The 13,332-nt window shown below is 58.5% G+C and carries 10 protein-coding genes and 1 pseudogene; 8 read left to right on the top strand and 3 right to left on the bottom strand.

The features are described from left to right. Positions 1-75: 75 nt before the first annotated feature. Both tagF and GH784_RS22870 read left to right on the top strand, forming a co-directional pair. Positions 76-1,488: a type VI secretion system-associated protein TagF gene (gene tagF, locus GH784_RS22865; protein WP_153793833.1), complete on the top strand. Its 1,413-nt coding sequence runs from the start codon at positions 76-78 to the stop codon at positions 1,486-1,488. Then, positions 1,478-2,365, top strand: a complete 888-nt coding sequence (locus GH784_RS22870) for a protein kinase domain-containing protein (protein ID WP_322919403.1) — start codon at positions 1,478-1,480, stop codon at positions 2,363-2,365. Before tagF ends, GH784_RS22870 begins: the two co-directional genes overlap by 11 nt. 11 nt (positions 2,366-2,376) lie before the next feature. Here GH784_RS22870 and GH784_RS22875 read toward each other — a convergent pair whose 3' ends face one another. From GH784_RS22875 to GH784_RS22885, 3 genes and pseudogenes are all read right to left on the bottom strand, one after another. Beyond that, complete coding sequence (locus tag GH784_RS22875) at positions 2,377-3,513, bottom strand: polysaccharide biosynthesis/export family protein (protein ID WP_153793834.1); 1,137 nt, start codon at positions 3,511-3,513, stop codon at positions 2,377-2,379. A gap of 571 nt (positions 3,514-4,084) precedes the next feature. Further along, positions 4,085-4,658, bottom strand: a pseudogene (locus tag GH784_RS22880) (SRPBCC domain-containing protein); the annotation flags it as partial. A 306-nt stretch (positions 4,659-4,964) separates the two neighbouring features. After that, positions 4,965-5,432 (bottom strand): Lrp/AsnC family transcriptional regulator, encoded by a 468-nt coding sequence (locus tag GH784_RS22885; RefSeq protein ID WP_019566776.1) that lies wholly within the window; start codon positions 5,430-5,432, stop codon positions 4,965-4,967. Between the two features lie 120 nt (positions 5,433-5,552). Here GH784_RS22885 and GH784_RS22890 point away from each other — a divergent pair, with 120 nt between their 5' ends. From GH784_RS22890 to doeA, 6 genes are all read left to right on the top strand, one after another. After that, entirely contained in the window at positions 5,553-7,031 is a 1,479-nt protein-coding gene (locus GH784_RS22890; protein ID WP_112675476.1) for an NAD-dependent succinate-semialdehyde dehydrogenase, read from the top strand. 14 nt (positions 7,032-7,045) lie between these two features. Continuing rightward, positions 7,046-8,449, top strand: coding sequence for an aspartate aminotransferase family protein (locus GH784_RS22895; protein ID WP_153793835.1), 1,404 nt, complete (start codon positions 7,046-7,048; stop codon positions 8,447-8,449). A 159-nt stretch (positions 8,450-8,608) separates the two neighbouring features. Beyond that, entirely contained in the window at positions 8,609-10,057 is a 1,449-nt protein-coding gene (gene ehuR / locus GH784_RS22900) for a MocR-like ectoine utilization transcription factor EhuR (RefSeq protein WP_153793836.1), read from the top strand. Positions 10,058-10,125: 68 nt separating this feature from the next. Then, positions 10,126-11,145 carry a hydroxyectoine utilization dehydratase EutB gene (gene eutB, locus GH784_RS22905; protein WP_194842997.1) on the top strand — a complete coding sequence of 340 codons (1,020 nt, stop codon included), beginning with the start codon at positions 10,126-10,128 and terminating at the stop codon, positions 11,143-11,145. After that, complete coding sequence (gene eutC, locus GH784_RS22910) at positions 11,142-12,155, top strand: ectoine utilization protein EutC (RefSeq protein WP_112424678.1); 1,014 nt, start codon at positions 11,142-11,144, stop codon at positions 12,153-12,155. The genes eutB and eutC overlap by 4 nt, the downstream gene beginning before the upstream one ends. After that, complete coding sequence (gene doeA, locus GH784_RS22915; protein WP_323131491.1) at positions 12,152-13,330, top strand: ectoine hydrolase DoeA; 1,179 nt, start codon at positions 12,152-12,154, stop codon at positions 13,328-13,330. The genes eutC and doeA overlap by 4 nt, the downstream gene beginning before the upstream one ends. Positions 13,331-13,332 lie beyond the last annotated feature (2 nt).

Below are 13,332 nucleotides of genomic sequence, written 5' to 3' on the forward strand. Positions count from 1 at the left end.
AACGGAATGGTGAGTTTCAAAGGAGGGGATTAGAATGAAGGCAGGCACGACACCGACAGCGGGTCATCGCAACTGATGGCCGATCAGGCATCAAGGTCCACGCAAACGGCGACGGAAAGCGATCGCATCGGTTTCTTCGGCAAGGTCCCAAGTCATGGCGATTTCATCTCCGATGGGCTCGAGCGGGAATTGATCGGTACCTTTGACGGCTGGATGCGATCCGGCATGCACGCCGGTGCGGATATGTTTACGGGCCGATGGCCCGAAATATTCTCTTCGTCGCCACCCATACGCTTCATCATTGAGCGCGGCATATGGGGAAACTGCGCCTATGTCGGTGTACTGGTGCCGAGTGCGGACCGGGTGGGACGCAAATATCCGCTCGCCATCATCGCGCAGCTCAATGGCTTCCGCGAACATCCACGAAGCCTCTATCTCGACGACACCTGGTTCATGGCCGCGGAGGCGCTGGCGGAGACATCGATGACCCGCGATTTCGACATCTCGCGGTTTATTACTTCGATCAAAAAACTACGTCTGCCAAAATCGCGGGAAGAGGAGGATGTGCCGGAAATGGTGCGCGACCGTATGCCGACGAGCCTCTGGTGGTATATCGATCCCATCAGCCGTCGTGCCCGCGGCCTCAAATTTGACGGCAAACCCAAAGCCTCCGATTTCCTGCGTCTCTTTAGCGACATGCCGGGCAAAGGCGGCGAGGACCGTTCAACGCCAGCGCCAATTCCAGCAACGGCGCAGGAGGAAACAAAACAGCAAATGCCGCCCGTGGCGCCAGCGCCTGCGCCGGCAGCGAAACAGCCGTCATCTGTGACCTACAGCTATGCCACACACCCTGGAACGCGGCTTTCCCTGAATGCGGACGCTCTTTTCGTTTCCCAGACACCTTCCCTCTTCGCCATAGCGGATGGACAAGGTAATTCGCACAGCGCTGCAGAGGCCGCCCGTCTCGCCACGAATATTCTTGCGGAAACGCCAGATGCCGAAAACCCGGAGATGATGGCGCAACAGATCAGGGGAAGGCTTGGCACAATCAACAGCCTGCTCCTCTCCCGCCAGACGACCGGTGCCGATGTCAGGCCGATGGCCAGCGTCGTCATAGCTTCGATCATCTCGCGCAGGCTGAGCGTCCTGTGGTCTGGTGATGCGCGCGCCTATCTCCTGAAAAACGGCACCATGCACCAGCTTTCGCGCGATCACGTCGTTGTCGGCATGAAAAAGCAACTCTCGCAATGTGTCGGGCTTTCCCAGCAGTTCCGGCCGGACATCGTTTTCGAGGAGTGGGGTTTGCAGGACAGGGTCCTGCTGTGCAGTTACCCGCTGGTGCAGATCCTCCGGGACCGCGCCATCGCCGAGATCGTCTTCAACACCCCGGTCAAGGATTGCGCCAATGCCCTGGTCCAGGAAGCTCTCATCGAAAACGCCCGCGAGAATATAAGCGCTATTGTGATTGGAAACCGGCGTGAACAATGAACTTGCCTATCCGGAGGTAGCCGCACGCTTTTCCGACCTTTGGCGAAGCATCCGCCATGAGGGCACGCGGCAAAGAAGCTATCAGGAGCAGCAAGACCTGATCGACCAGATCCGAAATGCGCTGGATCGAAAATTACCAGATATTTCTGGCGAAAAACCGGACTGGATTGCGGACAGCTTTGCCGTGAATTTCACAGCTTACCAGAGCGAGACGACACTTTTGCTCCAATTGCGCCACCGCGATCTCGGCTCGCTGCACGCGCTTAAAACCGTGCCGCCTGCCCGCAGGGACGACACCGTTTTGCTGCACCGTTTATGGGACGAGGCCGAGATCGGGCTCGCGCTGCGCCATCCCTGCCTTGTGGAAACGTCCGCCCTTTTGCGGTTATCCGATGGTCGGCCGGGTCTGTTGCAGCCGTGGTTTGCGCACTCACTGGCATCGATCATATCTGCGCAACCGATTGCCGCCTCGGAGGCGATCGTGATCCTTCGCCGCGTGCTGCAAGCGCTGAGTGCAGTGCATGCATTTGGATATGTGCACTGCGACGTCACGCCCGCCAATATTCTGCTGTCGGATGGTAAGTTCGAAACGGCAAGACTGGGCGACTTCGGCATCGCCCTGCAGATTGGTCGTAAACACGCCGGACAGGGCCTGCGCTTTGCTGCCTCAACTGAATTTTCGCCGCCGGAACAGATGCAAGGCGCACCTGCAAAGCCGGATCAGGATATATATGCCGTGGGACGGCTCGCCAGGCGGCTAATCGAGACGGATAAGGCACAATCACCGCAATGCCTCGCAGATCTTGCGGACGCCTGTTGCCATTATGATCCCGCTTTGCGCCCACAATCGGCAATGGAAGCTTTACAGCTTCTGTAACGCCTCATTGGTCAGTTGCCGCCGCCGGGAAGCGGCGCCGCCGCAGTCGGCACACTCTTCTGGAACACGGTCAGCAGCTTGGCCGAATCCACCAGCGGCGCGTTGCTGGCATAGAGCACATCACCCTTCTGCATCTGGAAGAGCTGCATGAGTGCGATGCTGGAAGCGTCGCGCATGTTGACGTGATATATCACAGGCCGCATGGTCGTGGCCGTAGCGACCGGACCTTTCGCGCCCGGTATCCTTGCGGCTGGAACCTGAACAATCTCATTGCGGAAGACATAGACATTGCGCGCGTCTGCGCGGTCATCCAGCAAGCCACCGGCGCGGCCGACGGCCTGCGCAAGGGTCAGCTTTCCGGCTTCAAACTGGAATTCACCGGCACTCTTGAAGGCACCGAGTGCGGTGTAGCTCGCCGCGTCGCCATCGATCATGATCTGATCATCCGGTGACAGGCGGATGTTCTGACGGTCTTCCCGCATGACGCGGTCAAGAGGCACGCTGGCCCTTTGCGAGCCGCGAACGACGGTGACCGTGGCCGCGCCCGCAGCGACAGTAGGGCCACCTGCTTGATTGAGCGCATCGAGCACCCGCTCCTGCCGGGCGGTGAGCACGATCTTTCCGGGATTTTTCACCGCGCCGCTGAGCATGACGGCGCTCGTCGGCTTATCAACGACAGTAACGACGGCCTGCGGATTCACGGCCGACCCCTTGAGGCCGGCAACGACCTGCGATTGCAGCCCTTCCGGTGTGGAATCAACAACCCTCTGTTTGCCAACAAAGGGAATATTCACCGAGCCGCTCTGATCCACTGTAAAGCGGCCAAGATTAAGCGTCTTGCTCTGTGTCGGGGAGAAAAGTCCGTCTTCTCCCGTATCCAGCACGGTAATGTCGATAACGTCGCCGCGCCGCAACCTCTGAGCGTTGTAACCGGTGTTGCGAAGCGCGGTAAGGCCGGGCCCGGAGGCGTTCTGTGTACTTGCGGCGGAAACCGTGGCTGCCGATGCGTTAGCCAGCTCGATGACGGGGATTTTCTCGTTGGTTCGCGGTAAAGTCGCAGACCGGATATTGCCTGCGGTCGGTCCGTCAGATGGCTTTGCACATGCGCTCAAAAGAGCCATCAGCAAAATCGCCCCCAACTTTTTCATCCCTCGTCCCCTCAATGATTCAACCTGACGCAGAGATAACATCCCGACACGTCATCGCAACAACTTTAGCGGTTGCAATTTATGGAAAACCTTCTGTCGAAAGAAAGGGTGTGACCATTCCGCAACTTTTTTGGATCCGGCCGAAGCAAACTCCTAGAATGCACCGATGAGAAATAAGCAGGACAACGACTCCGGTGGCGGCAATTGGCTTCTCCAAACCGGATGCAGGAGCCAAGGCTTTCAACAATCCCGCACCGCCGAAATCAGCCCGCCCTCAAAACGATCCCGAGCACTTGTTTCCCGTTTACATCGTTGGAATGCCATCACCGACAGAAAAAGGCTGTCTGCCGCAGCAAACTTGCTCCCCTATACACAGTTGACAAAAACCCGTTGAGCCGATGGAAGCCGTTTCCTTATCAAGGAACTCGCCGCTGATTGCAGCCGCTCGCTTTGGCGTTCGTGTGGCTTTCCCACGATCTCCGCCACCCGCACTGGTTCTGATGATTTTATCGAGCTTCCCTGGCGCGGCTCAAACGGGTCCAGTTGCTGTGTACAGCGCGGAACAACTTTCTCAAGGCGATAGGATCGCTGCTGATGAGTCAAAGCGCTCCAGCCTGCCCAACGTTTGCAGACCCAGTTCCACGGCACCGAAACCCTTCGCTCGCTGGAACTCGGCTTCCGCGCTGAACACCATGCCCAGCACAACTTTCGTCGTGCCATCCTGATTTTCAGGCCCACGCATCGGCATGTTTTGGCCCGTTTTCGCCCCATAGCAGCGTATAGGCGATCCTCTCTTCGGACCGGACCTCGATATAACGATGATGGTTCGGAAAGACTGTTCCGCCAGGGCCGATCATGTCAAAGACCCATGCGCCGCCGGTCCGCCGGTCAATGCTCTTCATGCGGCGGGAAAAGCCGTCAGGGCCCCGCCATCGTGGCAGCGCCTCTTTGTTCATCCAGCCTTTCCAGACGATGTTTCGCTGCACCTTCATCGTTCGCTCCAGCACCATGGTTCGCCCGGCCACGCTGGCCAGATTGTTGAGACCGGCACTGAAACCTTGTTGATAGCCATCGCACATATCCTCCGCCAGCGAGGAAAGCCGCTCCGTTGCGGTCAAGCGGCTACGCTCTTTAACAACCTGAAATGTGTTTCAGCGTGGGATTTGACCCCAACATGGCGCGAGAGGCTGACCCCCGCCACGCCGAAGAAACGGCAAATTGATCAGCGTGTTAACCTGTCCCAACCAGGGTCAATTTTTCCGCGAGGCGTACAGGACACGATAGACGTCGCCGCGCCTGGGATAGGTTGCATAGGCGTCGAAATCCGTAGACTCAAAATGGCGAACGTTTAGCCGCGAGGTCTGGATGGGTAGAGAGGTCTCAGGAAACAGTCATCAGCATTTTTCAACCACCCCGGACATCTGGTGGCGATATCTGTGAACCGCAAGTCGTCAAACCTCGATCGGAAAGGAAAAACCAGCCTTTACCCGGTCCATGACGACCATGGTCTTGAAGCCCTTGATATCGTGGTTTTCGTAAAAGAACCGCCGGGTAAACGCCTCATAGTCCTCCATGTCCTTGGCGGTGATGACCAGAATGAAGTCGGCGTCTCCCGTCACATAATATCCGATCATCACTTCCCGGGTCGCGCGGATGGCCGCCTTGAAGCGATCGACAATATCGGCGCGTTCGCGCTCCAGTGAAACGAGCACGATCATGGTAATGCCTCGCCCAACCGCCTTCGGCGACACGATGGCGACATCTGCTTCGATGACGCCATCTTCGCGCAGACGTTTGAGGCGCCGCTGGCATGCGGTCGGTGAAAGATTGACGAGTTGCGCCAGCTCTTCCGACGTAAGGCGATTGTTTTTTTGAACGGCCTCAAGCAACGCCTTGTCCGCTCTATCGAGAGTATTCATGCACAAATCCTGCGTACGGAACCTAAAATAAGCGAAATTCCGGCTTGAACGATATAATTAACGCAGTCAACCGCTCAATGCGCTTGATTAGTCTCCCTGTAAATCTACCGGGAGCTCCATATGAGAAGTATTGCAAGCACTGCATTAAAAAACCTGCGGCGGCCCGATTTGATCGAGCGACGCGCTTTTCTCCATGGCAGTTGGGCTGCTCGCGATGAAACGCTCAGTGTCATTGATCCGGCGACCGGAGAAGATCTCATCGGTGTGGCGGCATGTTCGCTTGAGGATGCGGATGATGCCGTCAGTACCGCGAAAAATGCCTTTCTAGAATGGCGCGACAAGCTTCCAACCGAACGGGGGCAGATCTTGCGTGAATGGGGCAAGTTGATGCGCAACAACGCGCATGATCTCGCCGTCATAATGACGGCCGAACAGGGCAAACCACTCTCGGAATCGCTTGGTGAAATTGCTTACGCTGCCAATTTCCTTGATTGGTTTGCCGGCGAAGGCGAGCGCGCCTACGGCGAGACGATACCGAGCCATTTGCCCGACAGTCGTCTCTCGGTCCAGATGCAGCCGCTAGGCGTCACCGTGGCCATCACCCCGTGGAACTTTCCCTCTGCTATGATCACCCGCAAAGCGGGCGCAGCGCTTGCCGCTGGCTGCACAATGATCGTCAAACCGGCGCCTGAAACACCCCTCTCGGCGCTCGCTTTGGCAAAGCTCGCTGAGGAAGCTGAAATGCCCGCCGGCGTATTCCAGGTCATCACTGGCCACGCCGCACCACTTGCGCATCGCCTGTTGCAACACACCGATGTGCGCGCATTTTCCTTTACCGGCTCGACTGAAATCGGTCGTATTTTGCTGGCGCAATCGGCGGCGACCATCAAGAAAGCGTCGCTGGAACTTGGAGGTCACGCGCCCTTCATCCTGTTCGACGACGCCGATGTCTCCAAAGCCGTAAAAGGTTGCATCGGGGCGAAATTCGCAACATCGGGGCAGGACTGCCTCGCTGCCAACCGGATTTACGTCCAGCGAGGTATTTATGACCGCTTCGTCAGTCAGTTCGGCAAGGCAAGTGCCGAACTCAAGGTCGGCCACGGTTTCGAGGCTGGCATCGATATAGGACCGATGACACGCCCCTCCGTCGCTGAAAAGTGCCGCAAGCAAATCGCGCAGGCCCTCTCTGCCGGTGCACAGCTCATCTGCGGCGGGCAAGACAGTCCGCTCGGCGGCAATTTTGTCACCCCGACCGTGCTGGCCGATGTCACAGACGACATGCTGATCGCGCGGGAGGAGACCTTCGGTCCGGTGGCCGCGATCTTGCCATTCGATGACGAGCGGGAGGTCGTGCGACGCGCCAACTCGACGGAGATGGGGCTTGCGGCCTATCTCTACACCAACGATCTCGGCCGGGCGATGCGTCTGACGCATCAACTGGAATATGGCATGGTAGCCGTCAACACGCCGAAATTTACCGGCGCGCCCGTTCCCTTCGGCGGCTGGAAACAGTCCGGCCTTGGTCGTGAGGGCTCGCGTCATGGTCTCATGGAATATCTCGAACCCAAATATGTCTGCTTCGGCAACTTAGCTGCGTGAAAAGGAACTCGCCTATGACAATCGACGTCAAGAATATTGCGGAAATGGATCGAAACGCCGTTTTGCACCCTTTCACGCAGCTCAAGGATTTTGCCAGCGGCAAACTCGGCGAGCCCACCATTGTCGAAACCGGCAAGGGCATCCGCATTCAGGACGCGCACGGCAAGCAGTTGATCGACGGTTTCGCCGGTCTTTATTGCGTTAATGTCGGTTATGGACGTACCGAGGTGGCTGAGGCGATTTCACGTCAGGCCTACCGCCTTGCCTATTATCATTCCTATGCCGCCCACACGACGGATGAGTTGGCCATCCTTTCCGATCGCCTCGTCAGAATGGCACCAGGCAAAATGAGCAAGGTCTTCTACGGCATGTCAGGGTCAGACGCCAACGAGACACAGGCCAAGCTCGTCTGGTATTACAACAATCTGCGCGGCAAACCGCAAAAGAAGAAAATCATCTCCCGCGAACGGGGATATCACGGCTGCAGCGTGGTTTCCGGCTCAATGACCGGCATGAGTTTTTATCACGACCATATGGACCTTCCACGGGCCGGAATCCTGCATACAGGCGTTCCGCATCACTATTGGGGCGCAGAAGCCGGTGAGACGGAGCTGGAATTTTCGAGGCGGCGCGCGGAAGAGCTGGACGCGCTTATTCTGCGCGAAGGACCGGACACGATTGGTGCATTCATCGCCGAGCCGGTGCTCGGAACGGGCGGTATCACACCGCCGCCGGAAGGTTACTGGCCGGCCATTCAGGAGGTTCTCAAAAAATACGATGTCCTGTTTATTGCCGATGAGGTTATTACCGGCTTCGGCCGCACGGGTTCGATGTTTGGTTCACAGCATTACGGCATCGAGCCAGATCTGATCACCGTCGCTAAAGGCCTGACCTCGGCCTATTTCCCGCTTTCGGGCGCTATCGTCGGGGAGAAAGTCTACAAGGTGATGGAGGAAGGCGCGGATCGCGTCGGCGCCTTCTCCCACGGCTACACCTATTCCGGCCATCCTATCGGAGCGGCGGCTGCAAACGCCGTGCTCGACATCGTCGAAAAGGAAGACCTGCCAGGCAATGCACGAGCCGTTGGCAGCTATTTCCAGGAACAACTGAAGGCGAAGTTCGCCCAGCTTCCGATCGTCGGCGAGGTGCGCGGAGTGGGACTGATGGGCGCTATCGAATTCGTGGCTGACCGGGAAAAAAAGACGCGTTTTGCCCCTCAACTCACTGTGGGTGCACGCGTTTCCAAGGCGGCGCGCAACGGCGGTCTCATAGCACGCGCCATGCCGCATGGCGATATTCTGGGCTTTGCACCGCCGCTTGTTACGACCCGGGAGGAGGTCGACGAGATCATCGCCATTGCTGAAGCCGCTGTCCGCAGTGTCATGGATGATCTGGTCCAGGCCGGCGAGAAAATCTGATCGGCAGCTTCAGTTTTCAACGTCGCAAATGCTGCTCATTTCGACAGCAACTGCGCCTCTTTGCAGCGCAGTTGCTGTCTACGCTGCATAAGGCTTCATCTTTTCATAGAAGCATGCATAATGTCATGAAATTACCTTCGTCGAAAACGAGACAATTTCATGCGTCGTCAAGCCAATTCACCCAGCCCAGATCCAGTTTCCCCAACGAGACCGGTGGCATGGCGACCGACGCTGGCTAAGCAGAAAGGCGAAACGAAACATTCCGCACTGACAGAACGCATCATTGCTGATATCGACGCCGGCGTTCTGAAGCCGATGGACCGCATGCCGACACACCGCGATCTGGCCCGCGAACTCGGCCTTTCTGTCCAGACGGTCAGCCTTTCCTACAAGGAGGCGGAGCGGCTTGGTTATCTCAGCGGTGAAATTGGCCGCGGAACCTTCGTGAAGACGCGGGTGACGGAGCGGGCAGGTCGCATGATGCTTGATCACAGCCAAACCGAGGTGCTCGATCTATCCATCATTCGCGGCGTCTATCTCGATGACCATGAAAATGCCTCGCGCGCCATTCTTCGCGAGATGGCCGATGGTGATAATTCTGGCTTCATGCGCCCCTGCCGGCCCGTCGCGGGGCTCGACAGCCATCGCGAAACGGCCAGAACATGGCTTGGGATGATGGGCGTGACAGCCGGCCCGGAACGCATACTTGTCACCAATGGCGCGGCGCACGGCATTTTTCTCGCTCTGAGCTGCATTATCCGCTCCAACGACGTGGTGCTCTGTGAAAACCTGACCGACCACGGCATTATCGGCCTGTCTAATATCCTCGGCTTCAGCCTAAAGGGCTTACCCACCGACGAAGAAGGCATTTTGCCCGAAGCGCTGGAGGCCGCCTGCGCAGCCGGAGGTGTCCGCGCTCTGGTGCTCATTCCCACGCTTAACAACCCGACCGGGCACGTGTCGGGCGCAGCGCGAAGGCAGGCCATCGCCGCAATTGCCGAGCGGTACGGCATTTTTGTCATCGAGGACGAGGTCTACCGTCCGATGATCGAGGATGATCTGCCATCCATCACCGAAATGCTGCCTGATCTGGGCTTCTTCGTCACCAGCTTCACCAAGACAGTGTTGACAGGGCTGCGCGTCGGTTATCTCGTCGTGCCACCCGCCTATTCCATCCGCGCCGCCTCCATCCTGCGTGTGTCGAGCTGGAGCGGGACATATCTCACGGCCGAGATCGCTACGCGTTGGGTCGAAAACGGCACGGCACGGCTGCTGCTGGATGTCCAGCGCACCGAGGCCCGTGCGCGGCAGAAAATCGCCATGGACATACTGGGCCACCATATAGGGTCGACCCACCCCCTCTCCCTCTGCGCCTGGCTGAAGGTTCCGCAGCGCTGGACGGAGGACGGCCTGGTGCGCGCGCTCACGAACCAGAACGTCGCGGTAACCCCGTCAGAACCATTTATTGCCGGTCCTAGCCATGGCGGCGGCATTCGCATATGCCTCGGCGGCCGCCTCAATCATGCAAGCCTCGCCAGGGCTTTGACCACCGTGCGGCAGACATTCGAGCAACTGCCGCCGGTCTACGATATCGGGTCAATCGGCTGAGGCTGCCATCCGAAAATCATTGAATCATTACAATATAATAATTGACATGATTTTATTTCGCTCTCAACATGACAATCATGAAGAGCGAAAACCTGTCCATATCCGCCGCCGACAACTTGCTTCCAGTCTCACTGGCCGCAATAAAGCGAGCGGCGGCGCGGCTTGCGGGACAGGTGGAGCGCACACCGCTGGTTCGCTCGGACTTTCTCTCTGAGCGCTGTGGTCATCCCATTCATCTCAAACTTGAAACCCTTCAGCCCATCGGCGCCTTCAAACTGCGCGGCGCGATGAACGCCATTCTCTCGCTAGACGATACGACGCGCCAGCGTGGCCTCGTCACCGCCTCGACGGGCAATCATGGCCGGGCGGTGGCCTATGCCGCAGACAAACTCGGCATCCCCGCCACAATCTGCATGTCGGCGCTGGTGCCGGCAAACAAGGTGGAGGCGATCCGCGCGCTCGGCGCGGAAATCCGGATTGTCGGCAGATCACAGGATGATGCGCAGGAGGAAGTGGAGCGCCTGACCAAAAGCAGAGGCCTGACCGCTATCCCGCCTTTCGATCACGCCGACGTCGTGGCCGGCCAGGGCACTATCGGCCTCGAGGCCGTCGAAAACATGCCTGAACTGGCGACAATTCTCGTTCCTCTATCGGGCGGTGGCCTTGCGGGCGGTATCGCCGTTGCGGTGAAGGCGCTGAAGCCGGAGGCACGTGTCATCGGCGTTTCCATGCAGCGGGGCGCGGCCATGCATGCGTCAGTCACTGCCGGGCGACCCGTCACCATCCAGGAAGAAGAAACGCTGGCGGATTCGCTGGGAGGGGGGATTGGATTGAAAAACCGGATCACATTTGCGCTCTGCCAATCTCTTCTCGACGAGATCGTGCTGGTATCCGAGGAAGAGATCGCAGCCGGCATCCGCCATGCGACGCATGAAGAAGGTCTGACGGTCGAGGGTGCCGGCGCAGTCGGTTTCGCGGCGATCCTCTTCGGTAAGGTGGACATCACCGGCCCAACCGCGATCATCGTGTCGGGTGGAAATATCGATCCGGCGGTTCACAAGACGATCATCGAAGGGCCTGCCGCATGAGCCAAATCACCATCCTAACCGAAAAAGAACTGCGCGCTGTCGTGAAGCTCGACCTGTCGGCAGTCGAGTGCGTGGAGCAGGCCTTTGCAGCGCTCGCAACGGAAGCGGTCGCCATGCCGCCGATCTTGCGGCTCGATATACCAGAGTTTCGTGGCGAGGTGGATGTAAAGACGGCTTATGTGCCGGGTTTTGACGGTTTCGCCATCAAGGTCAGCCCCGGCTTCTTCGACAATCCCAAACTCGGTCTGCCGAGCCTCAACGGGCTGATGATCCTCTTCAGCGCAAGGACCGGACTGGTGGAGGCCCTTCTTCTCGATAACGGCTACCTCACAGATGTGCGTACCGCCGCAGCCGGGGCGGTCGCAGCACGGCATCTCGCCCGCGAAGATGCTTCCGTTGCAGCAATTTTCGGAGCGGGCATGCAAGCCCGTCTGCAGTTCGATGCGCTGAAACTGGTGCGACCCATTCAATCCGCACGCATCTGGGCTCGTGACCATCAAAAGGCCGAGGTGCTCGCAGGCGATCTGGCCCGCCAACACGGTATCGAGGTCATCGCCGCGGCCGATCCGCAGACCGCTGTCCGGGGCGCCGACATCGTCGTGACCACGACGCCAGCCGAAAAGCCGATCCTGTTTGCCGGCTGGCTTGAAGAAGGCCAGCATCTGACGGCCATGGGATCGGATGCCGAACACAAGAACGAGATCGATCCGGCCGTATTTTCCAGGGCGCGCTATATCGCAGACCGGCTTTCGCAGACCCGAATCCTCGGTGAATTGCACCACGCTATCGCCGCGGGGCCTGTAACGCTGGATCAAGAATTCACCGAGCTCGGTGCTGTCATCGCTGGCAAGGCACGCGGTCGCGTATCGAGGGACGACATCACCTTTGCCGATCTGACCGGCACCGGAGTGCAGGACACCGCCATCGCCAATCTCGCGTTTACCCGCGCAAAAGACGGCGGCAGCGGCCAAATCATCGAAAACAGTGTGAAAATGGGAGACGCAGCGTGAGCGTAACGCTGAACTTTACGCGCGAGGAATATGCCGCGCGCCTGTCCAAAACCCGCGACGCCATGGAAAAGGCAGGCATCGACCTGCTTGTCGTCACCGACCCATCCAACATGCATTGGCTGACAGGCTATGACGGCTGGTCCTTCTATGTCCACCAATGCGTGCTGGTGCCGCCGCTCGGCGAGCCGATCTGGTATGGCCGCAAGCAGGATGCCAATGGCGCCAAGCGCACCGCCTACCTCGCCCAGGACAACATCATCGGTTATCCTGACCACTACGTTCAATCGACCGAACGGCATCCGATGGATCTGTTGTCGAAGATCGTCGATGACCGGGGCTGGTCAGGCCTGTCGATCGGCGTCGAGATGGACAATTATTATTTCTCGGCTGCTGCCTTTGCATCCTTGCAGAAACATCTGCCGAACGCCCGCTTCAAGGATGCCGCCGGTCTTGTAAACTGGCAGCGCGCGGTCAAAAGCCCGACCGAACTCGACTATATTCGCAAGGCTGGCAAGATCGTCGAGCTGATGCACAAACGTATCGTTGACGTAGTCGAGCCGGGCATGCGCAAATGCGATCTCGTCGCCGAGATCTACGATGCCGGCATTCGTGGCACCGCGGAATTCGGCGGGGATTATCCCGCGATCGTACCGTTGCTCCCGTCGGGTGCCGATGCTTCTGCGCCGCATCTGACATGGGACGACAAGCCGATGCGCTTGGGCGAAGGCACCTTCTTTGAAATCGCCGGCGCTTATCGCCGTTATCATTGCCCGCTCTCTCGCACTGTCTTTCTCGGCAAGCCGACGAAGGCGTTCCTTGATGCGGAGAAGGCCACGCTTGAGGGCATGGAGGCCGGTCTTGCGGCTGCCAAACCCGGCAATACCTGCGAAGATATCGCCAATGGGTTTTTCGCGGTGCTGAAAAAATACGGGATCATCAAGGACAACCGAACCGGTTATCCCATCGGCCTCTCTTATCCGCCGGACTGGGGCGAGCGCACCATGAGCCTGCGCCCCGGCGACCGCACGGAGCTGAAGCCCGGTATGACGTTCCATTTCATGACCGGTTTGTGGCTAGACGACATGGGGCTCGAAATCACCGAGAGTATCGCCATTACCGAAACGGGTGTCGAATGCCTCTCCAATGTGCCGCGGCAACTGTTCGTGAAAGGCTGAGA

It is taken from the genome of Agrobacterium tumefaciens (genome assembly GCF_009649785.1).
Lineage (GTDB): Bacteria > Pseudomonadota > Alphaproteobacteria > Rhizobiales > Rhizobiaceae > Agrobacterium > Agrobacterium tumefaciens.

Bases quoted from the DNA above. Each gene is read 5' to 3' on its own strand.
- tagF (WP_153793833.1), top strand. From the start codon at position 76: ATGGCCGATCAGGCATCAAGGTCCACGCAAACGGCGACGGAAAGCGAT.
- GH784_RS22875 (WP_153793834.1), bottom strand. From the start codon at position 3,513: ATGAAAAAGTTGGGGGCGATTTTGCTGATGGCTCTTTTGAGCGCATGT.
- GH784_RS22885 (WP_019566776.1), bottom strand. From the start codon at position 5,432: ATGAATACTCTCGATAGAGCGGACAAGGCGTTGCTTGAGGCCGTTCAA.
- GH784_RS22890 (WP_112675476.1), top strand. From the start codon at position 5,553: ATGAGAAGTATTGCAAGCACTGCATTAAAAAACCTGCGGCGGCCCGAT.
- GH784_RS22895 (WP_153793835.1), top strand. From the start codon at position 7,046: ATGACAATCGACGTCAAGAATATTGCGGAAATGGATCGAAACGCCGTT.
- ehuR (WP_153793836.1), top strand. From the start codon at position 8,609: ATGCGTCGTCAAGCCAATTCACCCAGCCCAGATCCAGTTTCCCCAACG.
- eutB (WP_194842997.1), top strand. From the start codon at position 10,126: ATGACAATCATGAAGAGCGAAAACCTGTCCATATCCGCCGCCGACAAC.
- eutC (WP_112424678.1), top strand. From the start codon at position 11,142: ATGAGCCAAATCACCATCCTAACCGAAAAAGAACTGCGCGCTGTCGTG.